Source organism: Paenibacillus sp. YYML68, from assembly GCF_027923405.1.
In the GTDB taxonomy this organism is placed as follows: Bacteria; Bacillota; Bacilli; order Paenibacillales; family NBRC-103111; genus Paenibacillus_G.
The window spans coordinates 3963351-3983434 of the sequence record NZ_BQYI01000001.1 but is presented as its reverse complement, the minus strand read 5'-3'; the positions used below and the strand labels follow the sequence as shown (position 1 = coordinate 3983434).

The 20084-nt window shown below is 57.6% G+C and carries 17 protein-coding genes; 14 read left to right on the top strand and 3 right to left on the bottom strand.

Annotated elements, in window-relative coordinates; translation table 11 throughout:
• Positions 1–48: 48 nt before the first annotated feature.
• From asd to PAE68_RS17885, 3 genes are all read right to left on the bottom strand, one after another.
• Positions 49–846 carry an archaetidylserine decarboxylase gene (gene asd, locus PAE68_RS17895; RefSeq protein WP_281889227.1) on the bottom strand — a complete coding sequence of 266 codons (798 nt, stop codon included), beginning with the start codon at positions 844–846 and terminating at the stop codon, positions 49–51.
• 123 nt (positions 847–969) lie between these two features.
• Positions 970–1419: a MarR family winged helix-turn-helix transcriptional regulator gene (locus PAE68_RS17890; protein ID WP_281889226.1), complete on the bottom strand. Its 450-nt coding sequence runs from the start codon at positions 1417–1419 to the stop codon at positions 970–972.
• A 124-nt stretch (positions 1420–1543) separates the two neighbouring features.
• Positions 1544–2302, bottom strand: a complete 759-nt coding sequence (locus PAE68_RS17885; protein ID WP_281889224.1) for an EcsC family protein — start codon at positions 2300–2302, stop codon at positions 1544–1546.
• A gap of 171 nt (positions 2303–2473) precedes the next feature.
• Between PAE68_RS17885 and PAE68_RS17880 the strand changes: the two genes are divergently transcribed.
• The 14 genes from PAE68_RS17880 to PAE68_RS17815 all read left to right on the top strand — a co-directional run bounded on the left by PAE68_RS17880 (position 2474) and on the right by PAE68_RS17815 (position 20066).
• On the top strand, positions 2474–3628 hold the full coding sequence (locus PAE68_RS17880; protein ID WP_281889222.1) for a glycosyltransferase family 4 protein: 1155 nt from the start codon (positions 2474–2476) through the stop codon (positions 3626–3628).
• Between the two features lie 121 nt (positions 3629–3749).
• A complete protein-coding gene (locus PAE68_RS17875) occupies positions 3750–7424 on the top strand; it encodes a WIAG-tail domain (RefSeq protein ID WP_281889220.1) in 3675 nt (1224 codons plus the stop codon).
• Between the two features lie 865 nt (positions 7425–8289).
• Complete coding sequence (locus PAE68_RS17870; protein ID WP_281889219.1) at positions 8290–9012, top strand: sugar phosphate nucleotidyltransferase; 723 nt, start codon at positions 8290–8292, stop codon at positions 9010–9012.
• On the top strand, positions 9009–9995 hold the full coding sequence (gene rfbB / locus PAE68_RS17865; protein WP_281889217.1) for a dTDP-glucose 4,6-dehydratase: 987 nt from the start codon (positions 9009–9011) through the stop codon (positions 9993–9995). The genes PAE68_RS17870 and rfbB overlap by 4 nt, the downstream gene beginning before the upstream one ends.
• Positions 9996–10062: 67 nt before the next feature.
• A complete protein-coding gene (gene rfbD / locus PAE68_RS17860) occupies positions 10063–10935 on the top strand; it encodes a dTDP-4-dehydrorhamnose reductase (RefSeq protein ID WP_281889215.1) in 873 nt (290 codons plus the stop codon).
• A complete protein-coding gene (locus PAE68_RS17855; RefSeq protein ID WP_281889214.1) occupies positions 10932–11390 on the top strand; it encodes a dTDP-4-dehydrorhamnose 3,5-epimerase family protein in 459 nt (152 codons plus the stop codon). The genes rfbD and PAE68_RS17855 overlap by 4 nt, the downstream gene beginning before the upstream one ends.
• Positions 11391–11414: 24 nt before the next feature.
• On the top strand, positions 11415–12530 hold the full coding sequence (locus PAE68_RS17850; RefSeq protein ID WP_281889212.1) for a glycosyltransferase family protein: 1116 nt from the start codon (positions 11415–11417) through the stop codon (positions 12528–12530).
• A 44-nt stretch (positions 12531–12574) separates the two neighbouring features.
• Positions 12575–13702 (top strand): CgeB family protein, encoded by a 1128-nt coding sequence (locus PAE68_RS17845; protein ID WP_281889210.1) that lies wholly within the window; start codon positions 12575–12577, stop codon positions 13700–13702.
• Positions 13703–13729: 27 nt separating this feature from the next.
• Positions 13730–14098, top strand: coding sequence for a hypothetical protein (locus PAE68_RS17840; RefSeq protein WP_281889208.1), 369 nt, complete (start codon positions 13730–13732; stop codon positions 14096–14098).
• 122 nt (positions 14099–14220) lie between these two features.
• On the top strand, positions 14221–16119 hold the full coding sequence (locus PAE68_RS17835; RefSeq protein WP_281889207.1) for a glycosyltransferase family 4 protein: 1899 nt from the start codon (positions 14221–14223) through the stop codon (positions 16117–16119).
• A gap of 54 nt (positions 16120–16173) precedes the next feature.
• Positions 16174–17265 (top strand): non-hydrolyzing UDP-N-acetylglucosamine 2-epimerase, encoded by a 1092-nt coding sequence (gene wecB, locus PAE68_RS17830; RefSeq protein ID WP_281889206.1) that lies wholly within the window; start codon positions 16174–16176, stop codon positions 17263–17265.
• Positions 17258–18244: an SDR family NAD(P)-dependent oxidoreductase gene (locus tag PAE68_RS17825; RefSeq protein WP_281889205.1), complete on the top strand. Its 987-nt coding sequence runs from the start codon at positions 17258–17260 to the stop codon at positions 18242–18244. Before wecB ends, PAE68_RS17825 begins: the two co-directional genes overlap by 8 nt.
• A complete protein-coding gene (locus tag PAE68_RS17820) occupies positions 18241–19089 on the top strand; it encodes a dTDP-4-dehydrorhamnose reductase family protein (RefSeq protein ID WP_281889204.1) in 849 nt (282 codons plus the stop codon). Before PAE68_RS17825 ends, PAE68_RS17820 begins: the two co-directional genes overlap by 4 nt.
• Positions 19086–20066: an NAD-dependent epimerase/dehydratase family protein gene (locus PAE68_RS17815; RefSeq protein WP_281889203.1), complete on the top strand. Its 981-nt coding sequence runs from the start codon at positions 19086–19088 to the stop codon at positions 20064–20066. Before PAE68_RS17820 ends, PAE68_RS17815 begins: the two co-directional genes overlap by 4 nt.
• Positions 20067–20084 lie beyond the last annotated feature (18 nt).

Here is a 20084-nt window from a genome sequence, read left to right as displayed (position 1 = left end):
ACTCACAGCACTGCACCTCTTTTTCTGCCATAGAGTGGCAAGTCTCTCTTAATTGGTCGAAGAAGGCTTAAGCGAGCCCAGCGCTTCGCCCATTCGGACTCGTGAACCGACCTGGAGCTCTGGACGGCTTGAATACGTACCATTCTCCATAAGCAGCACGACGGTAGAGCCGAACTCGAAGTAAGCGAGCTCATCGCCAGCTTGCACTTGATCAGGAAGCGGAGAGACGTACTGGATCGAGCTGACATTGAGTGCTCCGACCTTGACGACCGCGACCTCACCGGAGCCGTGCTGGATGTACGTGATCAGTCGTTCGTTACGGCTCAGCACCCGTCGCATGTGACGGAGACCGAATTCGTTGACCGGATACACCTTGCCTGGGACGTGCTCCTTCTCCACAATCTTGCCCGATGTCGGGGTGTGTATGCGATGGTAATCAGTCGGGCTCAAGTACAATACGTAGAAGAAGCCGTGCTTGTAATTCACTTGCCGCGGGCTGTTGTTCAGCAGCTCGGCGATCGTGTAATCCTGCCCCTTCACCTGCAGCATCGTGCCATCCTGAATGACGCCCATTCCGGTAATGAGCGCATCAACGGGGCTGACGACAGCATGCTCGGTCGTATCGATGGGGCGTAGTCCGGGCTTCAGCCGACGTGTAAAGAAATCGTTCAACGAACCGTATTCATGCAGCTGCTTCTCGGCGTCCTCAATGCGAATGCCGTACGTTTTGGCGAAGCGGGGGATGAAGGAGCGGCTCGCCTTGGACTTGGCAATGGCCCCTGTCAGCCGGGATATAGACTTGCGCGAGGAAAGCTCGGTTAACAGCCGAAATATCGTCTTTTTCATGGGGATTCAAGTTCACCTGTTTTCTTATAAGTCTAATTGCAGCTCACGATTATCTTGACACAAGAAGCCTTGCAACGCAATACATATCCCGACTTCATAGCTGATAGGTGGTACGGGATGGAGCTAGGCTTGCTTATAGCTTTCCTTGGCGCTGTATCCGAGCTTCTTCAGGAGAGCGATCGCCTGCTGCTTCTCATCGGCAGTCAGACCGGCAACAGCTGTCGCGACGACTTGCCTGTGATACGGGAACGCATCGTTCAAGAATGCGATGCCGGTCTCTGTAATGTCTGCATAGCTGACGCGACGGTCGGCGTGACAAGGCTTGCGAACGACAAGACCTTTACGCTCCAGCTTGTCAACGACGTACGTAATGTTGCCGCTTGACATTAATATTTTTTCACCAATTTGCTGAAGTGGATGGGGACCCTTATGATACAGCAGCTCCAGCACGCCATACTCGGTTGTATTCAGTCCATGGCGCTTGATGTCGCGCTCCGCATGTGCAGCTACCCATTCATACGCACGTGCCAGAACAACAAACAAGTGCAGCGATTCGTCTTGATCGTTCGGCATGACTGGCATCACCTTTCTGTTCAGTACATCAATCTTTAATTGAAGATAGTACAATGTCAGGTAGGTGTCAAGACAGTAAACGTTCATGACACAAGAGGCGAGCTTGCTTGCTGCACAGCTGCGGCTAGCCGTCGATGTCTTTTTGCTGCAGCCATCGAAGGCGATAAGCATGCATGGCCGTCTGACCGAGCTCCTCCAGTAGCCCGTAATTAGCCCAAGCCCCAATGATCGCTCCGATGCCGGGGACGAGCTGTAGCATTTTGCGAAAATCGATCGTATCACGATACTCCTGCTGCAGCTGCCGCCAATTGATTTGTGTGGCGAATGCTTCTGCAGGTGGGAGCTGACGAGCAAGCTGGGGCCAATCGGCAAGTATGCGGAATTGACCATGCTTCTTCACCTGCGAGCAGAAGGCGAGCTGGAACACATACAGAATGTACAGGCGCTCGCGGTAGTCGAGAGTGGAGAAGCCGTACACGTGGGCGAGCTCGAATAGAAACTTCATTTTAATACCAATCAGAATTGGGAAGTCGGCGAGTCCGAGCAGCAGGCCTCCGGCTCCGGTCCCGGCGCCCTCTGCCGCGGCAACCTTCTTATACAGGCTGAGCAGCTCCTCCGCACGTTGGTCCCGGGCAGCGAGAGAGAGTCCGGTGAGAGGCTTTCCCTTAGGCATATATTCCATTGTGAAGAGCGCGGTTTGCACGATGCTTTTGACTGATACGGTGATCGCTTCGTGTACTTTCTCTGGAATGACACGGTTCACTCGATGCTGAACGGATCGCGACGTTCGCTCGAGCATTCCCGGTGCCTTCAGCAGCTCCTTCTCCCACCGCTGCAATGCTCTTGCTGTCTGCCTTTCATAGATCGTGTATCGTTCGTTCATATCGAATCACATCCGTAGATAGATTACAGTCAGCCTGCCACTAGTTCATACGCGTCATAGGTGAAAAGTATGCATGTAGCGCCTATTCCTGCATGGGGGCCCATCCGTAGCCTGCCGATCTTGAATAAGATAGGTGCAAGCGGATTACGGTTACAAAGGAGTGAGTGTGCTATGAAGCGCAAATTAGATGCAGCTGTCGTAACCCCCGGCTCATTCGTCATTCCGTCGAAGAAGAGCAGCTCGGTAGAGATCGTCGTCGAGCAGGTGTCACGGCGTCTCGGTAACCGGCTGAAGCTTGTCGTTGTCGGTCGCAAGAGCAGGCTGCGGCCTGCGAAGGAGCGCTGTAACGGGGTTCATTATCGACGTGTACCTGCCCCGTCGCCGCGCGTATATATCCAGTCGGTGAGCAGGCTGCTGAAGCCGATGCGTCCGAGACTCATACAGGTGGAGAATAGGCCTCGCTTCGCACGGCTGCTGCGTCGCAAGCATCCGAAGTCACGGATCTGGCTGTCGCTCCATTCGATTACGTTCGTCTCAAGGCCACATATGGGGCGCAAGGAGCTGCGCCGATGTCTGGCGGCTGTGGACCGCATCATTGTGAACAGCCAATTTCTAGGCAATGAGATCGCCCGGAGAGTACCGGAGGCAAGGGGTAAAATTAAAGTCAACTATCTCGGTGTCGATCCCGACCGCTTCGTATCCCGCTGGACAGAGGAGGGGGCGGTAAAGCGGGAGCAGTTTCTGGAGAAGCAAGGCTTAACGGGTAAAAAAATAATTGTGTATGTTGGCCGCCTCATTCCAATTAAGGGTGTTCATCATCTGCTGGAGGCGATGCCGGAAATAGTAGCCCGGGTTCCGAATGCGATGCTGCTCGTCGTTGGCAGCGCCTACTATGGCTCAAGCCGAGTAACTCCGTATGTACGACGACTGCAGCAGATGGCAGCGGGCTTCAAGGCGAACGTCAGGTTCATCCCTTACGTGCCGCACGACGAGGTGGATGATTGGTTTCGACTCGGGGATGTGCTCGTCGTGCCTTCCTCGCGCAATGAGGCGTTCGGACTTGTCAATGTGGAGGCGATGGCCGCGGGCGTTCCTGTTGTCGCCTCGAGGGCTGGAGGGATGCCGGAAATTATTGCCGAGGGTGTAACGGGCTTCACCGTGGAGCCGGAGCTGATCGTACCGGGTATCGTGGAACGGGTGAGCCGCCTGCTGCTCGATGAGCCTTTGGCCAGGCAGCTTGGAGAATGCTCGGTACAGCGGGTCAGAGAGCATTTTACGTGGTCGTGCACGGCCGATCGATGGGTGAGCATGGTTCAGGAGAAGTGAAGACGGGGCGGCTGTGCAGGGGCAGTCGCCTAATTTTGTATGGACACAAGGACCATGGATGGGCGATGTGCATATGTTACCATGACTGGATAACATTATCTGCCATCTAGGAGGAACCCCCATGAAGAAGGAGAGCCGCCGGGAATCCCGCAAGCCCAGCACGCAATATCCAAAGCGGATGCGTCCCCAAATCAACGAGCTGCGTTGGCTCGATGAGGAGCTGTCGAAGAAGGCCGGCAGCCCAAAGCGTCAAGAAAATGCCGTAGTTAGTGCCGCTCCGGTAACCGAGGAGCTGCGAAGCGAGCCTAAAGCGAAGCCGCCAGTGCCTGTAACGAAGAAGGAAGTATTCGTTGCACCGCAGCAAACAACATTCGTACGTCGCGACTCGAATGTGTACACGGACGATATATCTGACGAAGCGGTTACAACAGAGAAGATTGCTAGATATGCGGTCGATGGTACAAGGCTGAAGCGAGGCAGCGTTACACGTGATAATTTATCAGACTATGCAGTAGATACAAGTAAGCTGGCCGATCACAGCGTAACCGGACAAAAAATTGCGCCTCGCTCGATCTCGAGCGAGCATCTTGTTACAGGCTCCATTACGGGAGATAAGCTCCACGCCCATACCATTACCGGAGACAAAATCCAAGACAACAGTATCACATCGGAGAAGCTTGCTGACAAAACGATCGACGCCATGAAGCTGGCTGATCATTCCATTCATACGAAGCATCTGGCGGAGGAAGCCATTACCGGCGAATTGATTCAAAGCCAGTCGATTACGACAGATAAAATCAGAAGCGGTGCGGTCCATACGATCAATCTGGCGAATGGTGCCGTCAATACGTCAAAGCTCGCAGACATGTCGGTCACGCATGAGAAGCTTCGCGACCAGACGGTCACCGCTTCCAAGCTCGCAGAAGGCAGTGTGAGTACGGAGAAGCTTGCAGCGGGAGCCGTAACGGAGGAGAAGCTGGCCGTTTGGAGCGTCACATCGGAGCACTTGAAGCCGAGCTCCGTCGTGACAGAGCATCTGACCGATTCATGCATATACAGCGGCCATATTGCCGCCAAGCAGATCGAGAGCATGCACCTGACGGACCTATCCGTGCAGCAGTCGCATCTGAAGGACGGTGCGGTCACGGCCTCGAAGCTGGGGAAGGGTTCGGTACAGAGTGCGCATCTACAGGACCATACGATCGAAGGTAAGCATCTAGCACCGGGTGTCGTGGATGCCCACCATCTGGCTGCTCGGTCGGTAAACGGCGACAAGCTCGCTGCCCAGAGCGTTAGCGCAAGCCACCTTACCGATAAGGCCGTTACTGCAGAGAAGCTTGAGGATCAGTCGGTCACATCCAAGAAGCTTGGGAAGCAAGTCGTGCTTGGCGAGCATGTGGCAGAAGGTGTGATCGGCTCCAAGCACCTGGCTGAGAGCAGCGTGCAGGGCGTTCATCTGGCTCCGAAGTCCGTCGGTACGGAGCAGCTGCAGCCGCGTTCGATTACATCGGAGAAGCTGGCGTCCGGCATCATCGATACGGAGCAGCTCGTTCATCTGTCGGTAACAAGCGAGAAGCTGGCCGATCAGGCGATCACGTCGAAGAAGCTGGCGAAGCATTCGGTGCTCAGCGAGCATGTAGCAGGAGGCTCCATTCAATCCGGACATTTGGCGGAAAAAAGTGTGCAGTCCGTCCATCTTGGCGCCAGGCTGATCGGATCGGAGCATGTGATGGAGCGTGCCATTGGCGCCGATAAGCTGGCTGAACGGGCAGTGACGTCTGAGAAGCTAGCACCGGGTGCGGTGCAGACGCAGCATCTGCAGGAGTCGTCGGTCCAGAATGCTCACCTTGCCAACCATTGCATTACGACGTCGAAGCTGTCCGTCGAGTCGGTCTCGACCGACAAGCTGACGAACTTGGCGGTAACGAGTGCGAAGCTGGCACAGGGCAGCGTGACGAGCGATAAGCTCGCCCGCGCGTCAGTGCTGACCGATCATCTGTCGCCCGGCATTATTCAGAACCTGCACCTCGGTTCTGCGGTTATTAAGGCACAGCAGCTCGCTACTGGCGCCGTGACGCGTGACAAAATCGAGAGCGGCTCGATCACGACCGATAAGCTGGCCGAAGGTGCGGTGACATCGACTCAGCTGTCGGCAGGCGCTGTAGACAGCGTGCATCTGGCAGCAGGCTCCGTAGCCTCGATGCACCTTCAGGAAGGCGCCATCGGCGCGCTGCAGCTGTCGGAAGCGGCGGTGCACACGGTGCACCTCGGTGCTTTCGCTGTAACGGGTGAGAAGCTGTCGGAGGGCGCAGTGACCGGCGCCAAGCTCGCAGCTGGTGCCGTAAGCGCTGAGAAGCTGGCGGATGGCTCCGTTGTATCGGAGAAGCTGGCCTATGGCGTGGTCGGTACGGAGAAGCTGAGCGACGGTGCGGTCCGTACGGAGAAGCTGAGCGATGGAGCGGTCGTAGCTGATAAGCTAGCAGACGGTGCGGTGGAGTCTTCGAAGCTTGCAGCTGCGTCGGTCGTCACCGAGAAGCTGGCCGATCACTCGGTCGTCTTCGAGAAGCTCGCCAATGGCGCAGTAACGGGCGAGAAGCTGGCGGACGGCGCGGTCACAGCAGAGAAGGTGGCAGAGCGCTCAATTACGAGCGTGAAGCTGGCGGAATGCTCGGTCGAGACGTCGAAGCTAGCGGACTGGGCGGTAGTCAGCTGGAAGCTGGCGGACGGAGCTGTAACGACCGAGAAGCTGGCCGAAGGCTCCGTGACGGGCGAGAAGCTGTCGGAGGGCTCGGTGGATGGCTCGAAACTGGCCGATGGCGCTGTGAGCTGGGAGAAGCTGGCGCGAGGCTCGGTGCAGGCTGACCATATATGCAACGATACGATTGACAGCCTGCATATTAAGGCAGAGGCGATCTCGGGCTATCACCTGCGTCCGGGCAGCATCTCGGCGAGCCACCTCGATGCTTCGTTCCAGGAGCTGGTGCTCCAGCTGGTCACAGAAGCGCAGGCCGCTCAGCAGGCGCAGCGTCAGTCGGATGTGGGATCTGCGGTGTCCGGGGCAGGAGCTGAATCGTTGGAAGCTGGAGCTGCTCTTGATGCGAGTGTGGCTGCAACCGACGCGGATGGCGTGCTTGATCAAGCGGTGCAAGGAATCGGCGCAGAGGCGCTGGACGGTGCTGTTGCATCTCAGGAGACTGATACGCTGCGTGCTACAGGCGAGTGTGCAGCTGAAGCGAGCGAAGCCTACGCGGCTGAGTTCGCCGCTGAGTTCGAGCTGGATGCCGAAGGCTGGGAAAGCTCGAGCGCTGCCGTTGAGGCGGCGGAAGGAGCGGTCGCCGAGGTAGAGGCTGTGGACGGAGCAGGTGTGGTCGAGGAAACGGATGGTAGTGCCGCGGTCGAAGCAGCGGACGGAAGCGACTCGGTCGAGGGAGCGGATGGAACAGCCGAGCTCGTTGAGCTTGCTGGAGCGGAGCCTGCAGCAGAGCAGGAAGTAGCTCCTGCTGAGGCAACAGCAGCACCTGCATCGGCTATCGCTAAGCCGGCTTCTGTGCAGCAGTACGGCATCGAGATGTTCCAGCTCGCAGACGAGTGCGAGGAAGTGCTGGTAACGATCGGCTACGAGGAGCCGTTCTCCGATGTGCACTACGCGCTGGTCGCTACACTTAGTGAGTCGGGCTGCTACGCTTCGATCTGCGAGAAGCGGCAGGATGGCGCGACACTGCGTATCGTGCGGAGTCAGCCATCGTCGGCTGTTGTTGGTATGGTGAACTGGATCGCGATGGGCAAGCGAGCGTAAGGCTTAGTGAGCAGTGAGCAGTGAGCAGTGAGCAGTGAGAGTAGAACTGCGAGCAGCTGCAGCTTGCATGGCGGCGAGCGGCCTGTAACGTAACTCGCCGCGGCATAGGCGGACGTCCGGCATATTGCTGGACGTCCGTTTGTTGCTTACATCAAAGTTTTTTTGCTAAGCGCTGCTCGGTTGTTGCTAAACTACGTCGAACGGGGTCCGTACACTATGTAGCTCAACGTAGCCGCATGGTAGCACACCTCACTGACACCACACGCTCCCGACAGAGTAACGGACACAGGAGACGCTAACTAGCAAAAGTCGTTGATCGAACAATAGTTGCGGACACATAAAGCCTTATTACGCGGTAGAGTGCGGTATAACGAGTAAAAGAGGAGCAATAGAGTCTTCTGAGTCCGTTAGACTGTGCAAAACGACTAATACTTCGAAATAAGGTCATTCGTGTCCCTTCGCTCGAGTGACAGAGGCTTCACGACGGTTGGACAAGCCAGAGCGACCTCGGGAGAAGTCGAGCACGAGCAGAAGTCGACCTCGGCTGAAGTCGAGTCCTAGCAAAAGCCGAGCGTGACCAGAAACCGAGCGGGTCCAGAAGTCGAGTCCCAGGACAAGCCAGTGTGCCCCCAGTAGAGGACGTGCCCGATCGGCAGAGGCCGTTCCCTAGCAGAAATCATCCCCTGCTGGAGACTTACGGAGTGCCCGTCCACTTCGGCCTCGCAACGGCAGCGAACGACGGACAACAGCCAATTTTTCCGTATGCGTGGTAATCGTCCACTAGACGACTGCGGCAGGTGCATACCATAACAGCATGGCAGCGAACATCATCAAATGCGCGTGGCGCTAGGAGGGAGTAACTGCGATGAAAGGAATACTATTGGCCGGTGGCAACGGTACACGGTTGCGTCCGATGACCCGTATTGTGAATAAGCATCTGCTACCGGTCGGCAAATATCCGATGATCCATTACGCCATCGCCAAGATGGCGGAGGCCGGTATCAAGGATGTGCTGCTCATTACGGGCAAGCATTCGATGGGGCTGTACGCGGAGTATGTCGGCAGCGGAGCGTGCTGGGGTGTGCGTGTCGCCTACTTGCTGCAGGAGGAGGCGGGGGGCATCGCTCAAGCTCTAGGGTTGGCGGAGCCGTTCGTGGAGGCTGATGATAAGGTGCTCCTGCTGCTCGGCGATAACTTGTACGAGGATTCGCTCGCCGAGGCGGTTGCGGCATTCAAGCAGCGCGAGCATGGTGCTCATGTGTTCGTGAAGCGGGTGCCTGACCCTGAGCGCTACGGCGTGGCTGAAGTCGAGAACGGCGTTATTACTCGTATAGTAGAAAAGCCGCAGGAGCCTCATTCCGATCTTGCGGTGACGGGCATGTACTTGTACGATTCTAATGTATTCCAAATTGTTCGGAGCCTGAAGCCATCTGCGCGAGGGGAGCTGGAGATTACGGACGTCAACAATGAGTACGCCCGACTCGGACAGCTCACGTACAGCGAGCTTCGCGGATGGTGGACTGATGCTGGAACGCATCGTTCACTGCTTGACGCAGGCATCCGATTGCTGGGGGAAGAGGAAGCATGAGAACGATACTTGTAACAGGAGGCTGCGGCTTCATTGGCAGTAATTTCATTAAATATTGGGCGAGCCACCATCCGCACGATCGGATTGTCAATCTGGACCTGCTCACGTATGCGGGCAACCCGAACAACGTGGCTGAGCTTGAGGGCAGCGAGCAGTACCGATTCGTCAAGGCAGACATAGCCGACGCTGAGGCGGTAGCGCGTCTGTTCGATGAGGAGAAGCTGGCTGCGGTCGTCCATTTTGCAGCGGAATCACATGTGGATCGGAGCATCCGGGATGCGGGGGCGTTCGTCCGGACGAACGTGATGGGCACGCTGTGCCTGCTCGAGGAGGCTCGTCGGCACCAAGTAGCTCGCTTCGTGCATGTGTCGACGGACGAGGTGTACGGCTCGCTGGGCGACGAGGGTCTGTTCACCGAGGAGACGCCGCTTGCGCCGAACAGCCCGTATTCTGCGAGCAAGGCAGGCTCGGACTTGATGGCGAGAGCTTACTTCGAGACGTACGGGCTCCCGGTCATGACGACGCGCTGCTCGAACAACTACGGGCCGTACCAGCATCCGGAGAAATTAATTCCTACTATTATAACGCGTGCGCTGCAGGATCAATTGATCCCGGTATACGGCGACGGAACGAATGTGCGGGATTGGCTGCACGTCGAGGATCATTGCGCGGCGATCGCGCTCGTCCTGTTGAATGGCAAGCCGGGCGAGGTCTATAACATCGGCGGCCATAACGAGCGGCGCAACCTCGACATCGTCCGTACGGTACTGCAGCAGCTCGGCAAGCCGGAGACGCTCATTCAGTACGTGCAGGACCGACTCGGACACGACCGCCGTTATGCGATCGATCCGTCCAAGATGACGACAGAGCTTGGCTGGAAGCCGAAGTATAAGCTCGACGACGGTCTGACCGCCACCATCGAGTGGTACCAGCACAACGAGGCCTGGTGGCGCGAGCTGCTGACGCGAGGTGATCGCGGATGAAGTTGCTCATTACTGGGATTAAGCGTTACGAGTACAAGTCGAAGCTTCAGGCGAGAGGTGAGCGCGGATGAAGCTGCTCATTACAGGAGCTGGCGGGCAGCTCGGTCGTGACCTAACCCGGGTGCTGTCAGAGCAGCACGAGGTCGTGCCCATGACGAGGCAACAGCTCGATATCGTCGATGAGAAAGTGGTGCGGGAGGCGCTCGCGGATGTGCGGCCGGATGCCGTCATTCATGCGGCGGCTTACACGAAGGTGGATCTGGCAGAGACTGAGACAGCCGAGGCTTATCGCATCAACACGCTCGGAACCGGGTACGTCGCACTTGCGGCCGACGCTGTGAAGGCCAAGGTCGTCTATGTCAGCACCGACTATGTGTTCGACGGTAGCAAGGGAGCGCCGTACAGCGAGGACGATCCTGTTCGCCCGCTCAGCGTCTATGGCGTCACGAAGCGTCTGGGCGAGCAGCTGGTCGAGACGACATGTGCGCGGCACTATATCGTCCGTACGTCTTGGCTGTACGGGCAAGGCGGCGACAACTTCGTCACCAAGGTGCTGTCCAAGGCACAAGCGGGTCAGCCGCTGCAGGTCGTTGACGACCAGTTCGGCTCGCCGACGTACACGAGAGATTTGGCCGAGTGCATCGGTCGTCTCGTCGAGACGGAGCATTACGGGCTGTATCACGTATCCAACGGCGGCTACTGCTCGCGGTTCGCGTTCGCCGAGGCGATTGTGCAGGAGGCTGGCCTTGCGCATGTCGAGCTGCGTCCCGTTACATCCGACCAGTTCGTAACGCCCGCGCATCGTCCAGCGCATTCTGCCTTCGCTCATGAGGCGCTGCGTAAGGCTGGTTTTCCGCCGATGCGGGGCTGGAGAGAGGCGCTGGCCGCCTATATTCAAGACGATGTACAGATTATGAACAGCAAGGGGGAGCAGGAATGAGCATTATCGGTGTGAACAAAAAACCGCTGGTGAAGCACTGCGACGACAGAGGCTTCTTCATGGAGCTGCTGCGGGAGGACGATTCGATCTACGGACGGTTCGGCCAGGCGTCGATGTCCACGTCTTACCCCGGCGTCATCAAGGCGTTCCATTACCATAAGCTGCAGGATGACATATGGTTTTTCCCTAGCGGGCATGCGCAGGTCGTTCTGCACGATATGCGTTCGGACTCCGCGTCCTATGGCAAGACAGACGTCTATTATATGGGCGAGGACGTCCCGTATCTGTTATTCATTCCGCGCGGCGTTGCCCATGGCTACCGGGTACTCGGACAGACGCCAGCGACGATCGTGTACTTCACGAACATGGCTTACGACCCGAAGCAGCCGGATGAATACCGGATCGCGTATGACGATCCTGCGATCGGGTTCGATTGGTCGACCAAGTTCCGTTAACTCGAGAGGAGGCTTCGCTCTGTTATGTCCAGAACCCATTCAAGCGGAGCTGCGGCAGGCCGTGAGGCAGGCTGGGATGAGGGCTATGACACCGGATGGGAGCATGGCCGGCATTACGGCCGCTGCGAGGCTGTGCGGCAGCGTGTGAGCGTTCCAGCGCCATCGGTTCGGAGGCTGAAGGTCCTGTTCGTCCCGCAAGGGTTCGACGGACTCGACCAAGGGCTCGAGGCGGCCTTGCGCAGAACCGTTGCCACTACAATAATCGCGCATGCGACAGAAATGTTCACGAAGGCGGCCGAGCATCGACCTGATCTGGTGCTCGTCATGAACGGTCTGCACATATTTCCCGCGGATCATCTGGAGCAGGTCGACCGCATTCGCTCGGAGCTTGGCATCAAGACCGCCATCTGGTTTGCAGATGATCCGTACTTTACCGACCACACGGTCACCATTGCTCCGCACTACGATTGCATCGTTACGCATGAGATGAGCTGCGTGCCGTTCTACGCGTCGCTCGGCTGTAAGCAGGTGCACTACTTGCCGCTCGCCGTCGATACGGACCGATTCCGTCCGCAGCCGGCAGCCATGTCCTACCGAAGCGATATATGCTTCATCGGCAACGCGTTCTGGAACCGAGTAGAATGGTTCGATCGGCTTGCGCCGTACTTGGCTGGCAAGCGTGTCTTCATAGGCGGCGGTCATTGGGACCGTATGACCAGCTACAAGCTGCTGAAGCCGTACATTCGTGACGGCTGGATACCCGTAGAGGAAACCGTTCGCTATTACAGCGGTGCGAAGATCGTCATCAACATGCACCGGGGTCATGATCATCAGACGGACAATCGAAATCAGCGACACATCCCCCCTTTCTCCATCAATCCACGCACTTACGAAATTTCCGCCTGCGGTACGCTGCAGCTGACCGATGTGCGCAGCGACTTGACCCGCTATTATACACCCGGCGTCGAGCTCGACGTCTATCATTCTCCCGAAGACCTAATCGCTAAGCTTGATTATTACTTGAAGCATGAGGAGGCTCGTCAGCGGATTGCTCTGAACGGCTTGAAGCGAACGCTGCAGGAGCATACCTTCGTCCACAGGGTAGATCAGCTGTTCACCCTGCTCGGATACAGCGGCTGACTTGACTTCTTGACTACACTTTCGTGCAAAGGAGGAGGTAAGGAATGGCCGGAAAAGCTGTAAATCGGCGCGCCCTAAGCGCTCGGCCTGCCGCATGGCGCAAGGGCTGGGACGATGGTTACCGTTCCGGCAGTGAATGCGGCTATCACTTGGGACGATGTGAGGCGGTTATGCGCAAGCTGCCCCCGAGCCAGCTCGCCTGGTGGGACGTCCGCCTGTTGTACATTACTTCAGGCAAGGGCTATCCGTACTCCCCTCTGGATGATTCGATCATCGTCGCGCTGAGGGCACTTGTGCGGCAGCTGGATGTGATGACTCCGAGTGAGCCTTACGTTGAATATGCGATACAGACGAAGCCGGATGTCGTGCTCGTCCTGGATGGCTTGAATATCGATACCGGGCATATGGATACGATTCGATCGCACGGTATACGTACGGCGGTATGGCTGACCGACGATCCGTATTACACGGACTTGACGCTGCCGCTCGTGCTGCACTTCGATACGGTGTTTACGCTGGAGCTCAGCTGCGTTGATTTTTACCGGAGACACGGCAGCCGGGACGTTCATTACTTGCCGTTCGCGGCGAACCCGGCTATATTTCGGCCGAAGCCAGCCTTAGCTTCACATCGTTATGAGGTCAGCTTCATCGGCTCGGCCTATTGGAATCGTGTCGCCATCTTCGATCAGCTCGCTCCATATTTGGCAAGACGAAGGTCGTATATATGCGGCATTTGGTGGGACCGTCTTAAAGCTTACTCACAGCTGTCGTCCTCTATCGCACTGAACAAGTGGATGTCCGCTGAGGAGACGTCACTCTATTACAATGGAACAAAAATTGTCATTAACCTGCACCGGGCAACGGATGACGATACATTTAATCACAATTCACGGCTGATCAGCGCCGTATCCCCGAATCCGAGAACGTTCGAGATTGCCGCCTGCGGCACGCTCCAGCTGACCGACATTCGTCACGATATCGCCCGCTTCTATAAGCCGGGGGAAGAAATCGTCACCTATGGCTCGGCCGAGGAGCTCCTTCAGAAGCTGGACTACTACTTGCACCACGAGGAGGAGCGGAGGCGGATTGCGCTGAACGCACTCAAGCGTACGATGACCGAGCATACGTACGCAACTCGGATGGCGCAGATGCTGCGCATCTTGTTCGGTTAATCTAACGACGGGAAGGAGTGGAGGACGATGCAGCAACGGAGGAAGCGTGTACGACGTTCGGTCCGTGGTCAGAAGAAGCGAGGCCAAGTACGATCGGCGATAGCCAGTAAGGTGTCTGCTGTGCGCAAGAAGCGGTCGACAGGCATGCGTAAGACGTCTTCAATCAAGCTTAAGCGCAAGACGTCCGTGGTAAGACGGAAGCTAGGCCGCAAGTCGAGCTACAAGCTAAGCCGTAAGTCGGGCGCAAGGCGCACCAAGTCGGTACGCCGCCGTCCGCTCGGGGCCGGCTATGCCGCCGCCTACAATCAGGCGTTCGATCAAGCGTACAACGTCGGCTTTACCGAGGGCTTCGAGCAAGGCTTGAAGGAGGAGCTAGCTCAGCGATTGACCTCGTAATTCATCGTATGAACGCCACAGATTACCGAGACGGACTGTACCAAGATTGAAGCTGAGCACGGAGGTGAATGCCGTAATCCGCAGCATCGCGTCGAGATCAGGTGCACAGCGGACGGCTAAGGATGAATATTGTACTGTTCTCGCATCTATGCGGCAAGGACATGATTACCGGTGCCGAAAAATACGTACTCACGCTCGCAAGGGAGCTTACCCGCTGGGCGGATTGCACGCTGGTCGTCCCTCAGGATGGCTTGCTGCGGCAGGAGGCACAGCGTTATGGACTGCGCACACACATTCAAGACTATGACAACGTGTGGATGATGACAGAGCCAGGGCTGGATCTCATCGAGAGGTTGGAGACGAGGCTGCAGCAGCGCGAGCACGGCTCGATCATCGCTCTCCTGCAGTCGCTGCAGCCTGATCTAGTTATCGTGAACACGTGTGTGAATGTCCTGCCGGCAGTCGCTGCCCGCCAGCTCGGCATACCGGTCGCCTGGTTCATGAATGAGAAAATATCCGAGCATGCGGCTACGCTGCATGCGGTCGAGGTCATTGACCGATATGCCGATTGGATTATCGGCATATCGGAGACGACGCTGCGTCCGTTCCGACAGAAGCCGCCCGTAGCGTCGAAGCTGCAGCTTCTGATGCCGACCTGGAATCCGGAGGAGCTTCATCCCGACGCCTGGTCGACGCTACGGGAGGCGAAGCGTTGGTCGCTGGGCATCCGGCCGCAGGAGCAGGTGGTCGGCTTCATTTCTTCCGGCTTCACCGCGCTGAAGGGGACGGAGCACTTCGCCGTAATGGCTGCCGAGGTGGCCCGGCGCAAGCCCGGCACCCGGTTCCTCATGGTTGGCAGAGCGACAGACCCTGAGCTGTTCGAGCGGTGTATGCGTGTCCTGCAAGCGTCGGGACATCGTTCACGCGTTCAGCATATTCAGTTCGACTCGAACATCGAGAGCATCGTGCCTGCGATGGATGTCGTGGTCGTACCGAGCTTGATTGACGAGGGCTTCGGACTCACGGCGATCGAAGGGATGCTGTTCGGCAAGGGAGTCGTGACGTACCGCTCGGGAGGTCTGGAGGAAATTATGAGAGCGACCGGCAACGCCGAGTGGATCGCCGAGCAGGGGGATACGATCGGACTGATCGAGCGAGTTACCCAGCTACTCGATGCTCCTCTACCCCAGCTCGGGCAGGCGAGCCGCAGTGCGGTCGAAGCCGCATTCGGCATCGCCGCCTATCGTCATCGTCTTGGCGGGCTGATCGGGCTGTTTCACTCGAGACAGGAGGTGGCCCGCGCTCATCGGCCTCAAGAGGCGGCAGCGGTCGCGCAGGCGAGCGGGCTGTATGTCGGCGAGCACGATCCGTCCGTCTACTTGGTCGAGTATGGACAGAAGCGTCCGTTCGTCTCCCAAGAGACATTCCGCTTCTATAAATATGCATGGCAAGATGTGCGGAAGGTGTCGGACCGTGCGCTGTACGGCGTTCCATCTGGTGCTCCAATACGTATGGACGGCGGATGGGCCCATCGACCGCCGATCATGCTCGCGCGGGGCTCGGGCAAGTCGGTCTACCTGATCGCGAACGGGCGCAAGCATCCGTTCTCCTCGCCTGCAGCGGTTCAGCAGCGGGGCTACGCGATGAGTCAGGTCATCGAGCTGCCCGAGGAGGAGCTGCAGCAGCTTCCGCTGGGCGATGCGATCTTCGCCGAGCGCTCAGCGTATAGAGCGCGTCGGAACCGTCTGCGCGTACGACGAATCCGGCTGAAGCAGCGAGGCAGACGTCGTAAGCCAAGAGCCCGCCATCTCAAGCGATTGAGACTGCTGGGCAAGCGCATCCGCTTGCGCAAGGGACGGCGCTTGCGTCGCGTATCCGGTCACAGCGCTCGATTGACCAGTCGCAGCCGGAGGCTTACGAAGCGCCTCGTCCGAAGCAAGGCCGGTCATCGCAGGCACCGGCGTCGGCTCGGGCTGCGCGTAAGGCGCAAGGGGACCGGGCGCACCGCCCGAAGAAGATAGCCTCTGATATACGCATCAAGGAAGGCACATTATAGGCAGAGGAAGGTGTGGAAGATGAAGGTTATGACAATATTGGGCACGAGACCGGAAATTATTCGGCTCAGCCTCATTATTCGCAAGCTGGATGAACGGGCCGAGAAGCACATCCTCGTGCATACGGGCCAAAACTTTACGCACAGCTTGAGCGATGTTTTTTTTCAGGAAATGGGACTTCGCGAGCCCGACTATCGGATGCACCATCAGCACCATTCGCTCGGTGGACAGCTGTCCACGATGTTCGCTGAAATCGAACGCATCCTGAAGCTGGAGCGTCCGGATAAGGTGCTGCTGCTAGGCGATACGAATAGCGCGCTGTGCGCCATCGTCGCAGAGCGTATGGGTATTCCGGTCATTCATATGGAAGCGGGCAACCGCTGCTTCGACCTGACGGTGCCGGAGGAGAAGAACCGCAAGGTGATTGACGCCGTATCGACGATCAATATGCCCTACACGCCGCAGAGCAAGCAGAATCTCATACGCGAGGGTGTACCGAGTCAGCGCATCGTGCTGACGGGCAATCCGATCTACGAAGTATTGACCGCTTACGAGCAGCAGATCGAGGCAAGCACGGTGCTGGAGCGTCTTGCGCTGTCGCCCAAGCATTACTTCCTCGTGACGGCGCACCGGGCGGAAAATGTTGACGATCCGGTTCATCTGAGCGGTATTATGAACGGTCTGAACCTGGTCGCCGAACGCTTCGGGCTGCGCATCGTATGCAGCATTCATCCGCGCACGCGCTCGCGGATCGAGCAGGGGGAGTCCTTGGCGATGAGCCCGCTCGTCGAGTTCCATGAGCCGTTCGGGTTCTTCGATTTTGTGAAGCTGGAGAAGGAGGCGCTCTGTGTGCTGACCGACAGCGGAACGGTGCAGGAGGAATGCTGCATATTCGGGGTGCCAACGGTGACGATGCGTAATACGACGGAACGTCCGGAGACGGTCGATTGCGGCAGTAACGTTGTATCGGGCTTACAAGCGGAGCAAATTGCGTCGGCCGCCGAGCTGATGGCTGCCATGCCGAGTCATTGGGATATGCCAGCAGGCTATATGGATACCGACGTGTCCTACAAGGTAGTTAAATATGTGCTGGGGGGAAAGAAGCATGTTTAATGGAAGCACGATCTTAGTTACCGGGGGTACGGGTTCTTGGGGCCACGAGCTGGTCACGCAGCTGCTGACGTGCGACCCGAAGGAAGTGATCGTCTTCTCCCGCAACGAATCGACGCAGGTCGCAATGAAGCGGGCGTTCGAGGATGATCGTCTGAAGTTTTGTATCGGCGACATTCGCGACAGAGAAGCGGTCACAGCCGCATGCAAGGGCGTCGACTATGTGTTCCATCTGGCAGCCTTGAAGCACGTGCCCGTCTGTGAGGACCAGCCGTACGAGGCGCTGAAGACGAATGTGCACGGCACGCAGCACATCATCGAGGCGGCGATCGAGAACAAGGTGAAGAAGGTCATTAACATCTCCACAGATAAGGCGGCGAACCCGTCCAACTTCTACGGCATGACGAAGGCGATCGGCGAGAAGCTGATTATTCATGCCAATCTGCTCGATTCAGGCACGAAGTTCGTCTGCGTGCGGGGCGGCAACGTGCTCGGCACGAACGGCAGCGTCATACATCTGTTCAAGAAGCAAATTCGCGAGCGTGGCACGATCGGCTTGACTCACCGGGATATGACCCGCTTCTTCCTGACCCAGCAGGAGGCGATCTCGCTGCTGCTGAAGGCGACAGTGGAGGGCAGGGGCGGCGAAATATTCGTTATGAAGATGCCGACCTGCAAAATTATTGACCTCGCACAAGTGCTGGCGGAGCAAATGGGCACCCCGAGTCTCAACATCCGGGAGCTTGGCATTCGTCCCGGCGAAAAAATTCATGAAATTTTGTACTCGGAATATGAGGCACAAAGCACGGTGCTGTATGACGAGGATTACTTGGTCATTCTGCCTACGCTGCCAATTCCGGGTCTGAACGAAGCTTACACCAACTGCCCGAAGGTCGAGGTATCCGAGTACTCGTCCGCTTACTCCTTAATGTCGAATGAGGAAATTCGGGAGATGCTGGATAAAGGCGGGTTTTTATCATGAGAATGCTAGTGATCGGCGGAAACGGCATGGCCGGTCATATGCTGCTCCATCATTTGGCCAATGACCGATCCTATGAGCTGTTCTACACGCTTCGTGAGCGAGCTCTGTATACGCTGCCCGGGGCGGGGCTGTACGCAGATGTGCGCGATGCGAATCGAATCGAGCAGCTGCTGCTGGCGGTTCGTCCTGATGTCATCGTCAACGCGGTCGGATTGCTGAACGATCTGGCACGCCAGCATGAGGTCGATGCGTATACGATCAACGGCCTTCTCCCGCATCGACTTGCAGCTATAGCTGATCGGATCAGAGCGAAGGTCATTCATATCAGCACGGACTGTGTATTCGAAGGGAAACGGGGCGGCTATACGGAGCGTCATGTGCCGGATGGCACGACTGTATACGCCAGAACGAAGGCGCTCGGCGAGGTGACCTTCGGTCAGCATATGACGATCCGCACCTCGATAATCGGGCCGGAGCTGCGTAAGGATGGGATCGGCTTGTTGCGCTGGTTTTTGCTTCAGCAGGGTGAGATCAAGGGCTATACGCGGGTTCCGTGGAACGGCGTGACGACGCTGGAGCTTGCCAAGTTCATCCAGCATGTGTGCGAGAGCGGAGGAGCGCTGAGTGGACTTGTTCATCTGACAGCTCCAGAGACGGTCAGCAAATACGAGCTGCTGCTCAAGTTCCAGCGCGCGTTCAATAAACAGGATGTGACGATCGTCCCTGACGATGTGATTGTGCTGGACCGAACGCTGATCTCGACGCGCAGCGATCTGAGCTACACGGTGCCGTCGTATGATGACATGCTGGCGGAGCTGCGCGACCGGATGATGAAGCTCCCATGAGGAAAGGATCGCGCATCCTTATCACGGGTGCGGCAGGCTTCACGGGACGGCATGCATGCTCGTACTTCGCGAGCCTCGGCTGTCACGTCACGGGTATCGTCCGCCAGCTGCCGTCCCGGTCTCTTGATGGTTCGGAATCGCTTAGGCTCCGAGTATGCGACTTGACGAAGCAGGATGATGTCCAGCAGCTCATCGCCGAGGAGCAGCCGCACTATGTGCTGCATCTGGCTGGCCTCAACGCGGTAGCGGATTCGTGGGTGGAGCCTCTCGCGTATATGCAGGTGAATGTGCTCTCGACGCTGCATCTGCTGGAGGGGGTGCGCAGGTCAGGATTGACTGGCAGCCGGGTGCTGGTCGCAGGCTCCATGCTCAGCTCCCGGCTAACGGATGATGAGCGGCGGCCTGCGCCCGACCATCCTTATGGCCTTAGCAAGTCGCTCCAATCGATGCTCAGTCTGGCGTGGAGCTCGATGTTCGGACTGTCGGTGCTTATTGCGAAGCCGTCTAACTTGATCGGGCCGGGGGAGTCGAATGGTCTATGCGGACTCATCGGAGCCTATGCGGCTCAGGTGGAAGCAGGTGAACCGGTGGAGCCGTTCTATCTGTCCTCCACGACGGCGTATCGTGATTTCCTCGACGTCCGCGATGCGGTGCGTGCGTATGCGCTCCTGTTGGAGCATGGAGAATGCGGCCGCACGTATCCGATCGGCTCGGGCTTGCGGCGGTCACTCGGGGAAGCGGCACGCTGCTTCGAGCAGGAGGCGACCGTTCCATTATGGTGGCGAGTCGGAGCAGCCGATGCCACTCCCGTCCGACTGACCTGTGCAGGCGACGACACTACGTTGAACGTTCCGAAGCCAGCTCCGTCTGAGATTGACCCGCTTCCCATGCAGCAGCTCGGCTGGACACCATCCATCGCGTTCAAGCAGTCGGTTGCCGACATCATCGCTTATCACAGACATCAACGCCTTGATTAGGTAACGTTTCATCATGCT

Coding starts and splice junctions, on each gene's coding strand:
- asd (WP_281889227.1), bottom strand. CDS start 846: ATGAAAAAGACGATATTTCGGCTGTTAACCGAGCTTTCCTCGCGCAAG.
- PAE68_RS17890 (WP_281889226.1), bottom strand. CDS start 1,419: ATGCCGAACGATCAAGACGAATCGCTGCACTTGTTTGTTGTTCTGGCA.
- PAE68_RS17885 (WP_281889224.1), bottom strand. CDS start 2,302: ATGAACGAACGATACACGATCTATGAAAGGCAGACAGCAAGAGCATTG.
- PAE68_RS17880 (WP_281889222.1), top strand. CDS start 2,474: ATGAAGCGCAAATTAGATGCAGCTGTCGTAACCCCCGGCTCATTCGTC.
- PAE68_RS17875 (WP_281889220.1), top strand. CDS start 3,750: ATGAAGAAGGAGAGCCGCCGGGAATCCCGCAAGCCCAGCACGCAATAT.
- PAE68_RS17870 (WP_281889219.1), top strand. CDS start 8,290: ATGAAAGGAATACTATTGGCCGGTGGCAACGGTACACGGTTGCGTCCG.
- rfbB (WP_281889217.1), top strand. CDS start 9,009: ATGAGAACGATACTTGTAACAGGAGGCTGCGGCTTCATTGGCAGTAAT.
- rfbD (WP_281889215.1), top strand. CDS start 10,063: ATGAAGCTGCTCATTACAGGAGCTGGCGGGCAGCTCGGTCGTGACCTA.
- PAE68_RS17855 (WP_281889214.1), top strand. CDS start 10,932: ATGAGCATTATCGGTGTGAACAAAAAACCGCTGGTGAAGCACTGCGAC.
- PAE68_RS17850 (WP_281889212.1), top strand. CDS start 11,415: ATGTCCAGAACCCATTCAAGCGGAGCTGCGGCAGGCCGTGAGGCAGGC.
- PAE68_RS17845 (WP_281889210.1), top strand. CDS start 12,575: ATGGCCGGAAAAGCTGTAAATCGGCGCGCCCTAAGCGCTCGGCCTGCC.
- PAE68_RS17840 (WP_281889208.1), top strand. CDS start 13,730: ATGCAGCAACGGAGGAAGCGTGTACGACGTTCGGTCCGTGGTCAGAAG.
- PAE68_RS17835 (WP_281889207.1), top strand. CDS start 14,221: ATGAATATTGTACTGTTCTCGCATCTATGCGGCAAGGACATGATTACC.
- wecB (WP_281889206.1), top strand. CDS start 16,174: ATGAAGGTTATGACAATATTGGGCACGAGACCGGAAATTATTCGGCTC.
- PAE68_RS17825 (WP_281889205.1), top strand. CDS start 17,258: ATGTTTAATGGAAGCACGATCTTAGTTACCGGGGGTACGGGTTCTTGG.
- PAE68_RS17820 (WP_281889204.1), top strand. CDS start 18,241: ATGAGAATGCTAGTGATCGGCGGAAACGGCATGGCCGGTCATATGCTG.
- PAE68_RS17815 (WP_281889203.1), top strand. CDS start 19,086: ATGAGGAAAGGATCGCGCATCCTTATCACGGGTGCGGCAGGCTTCACG.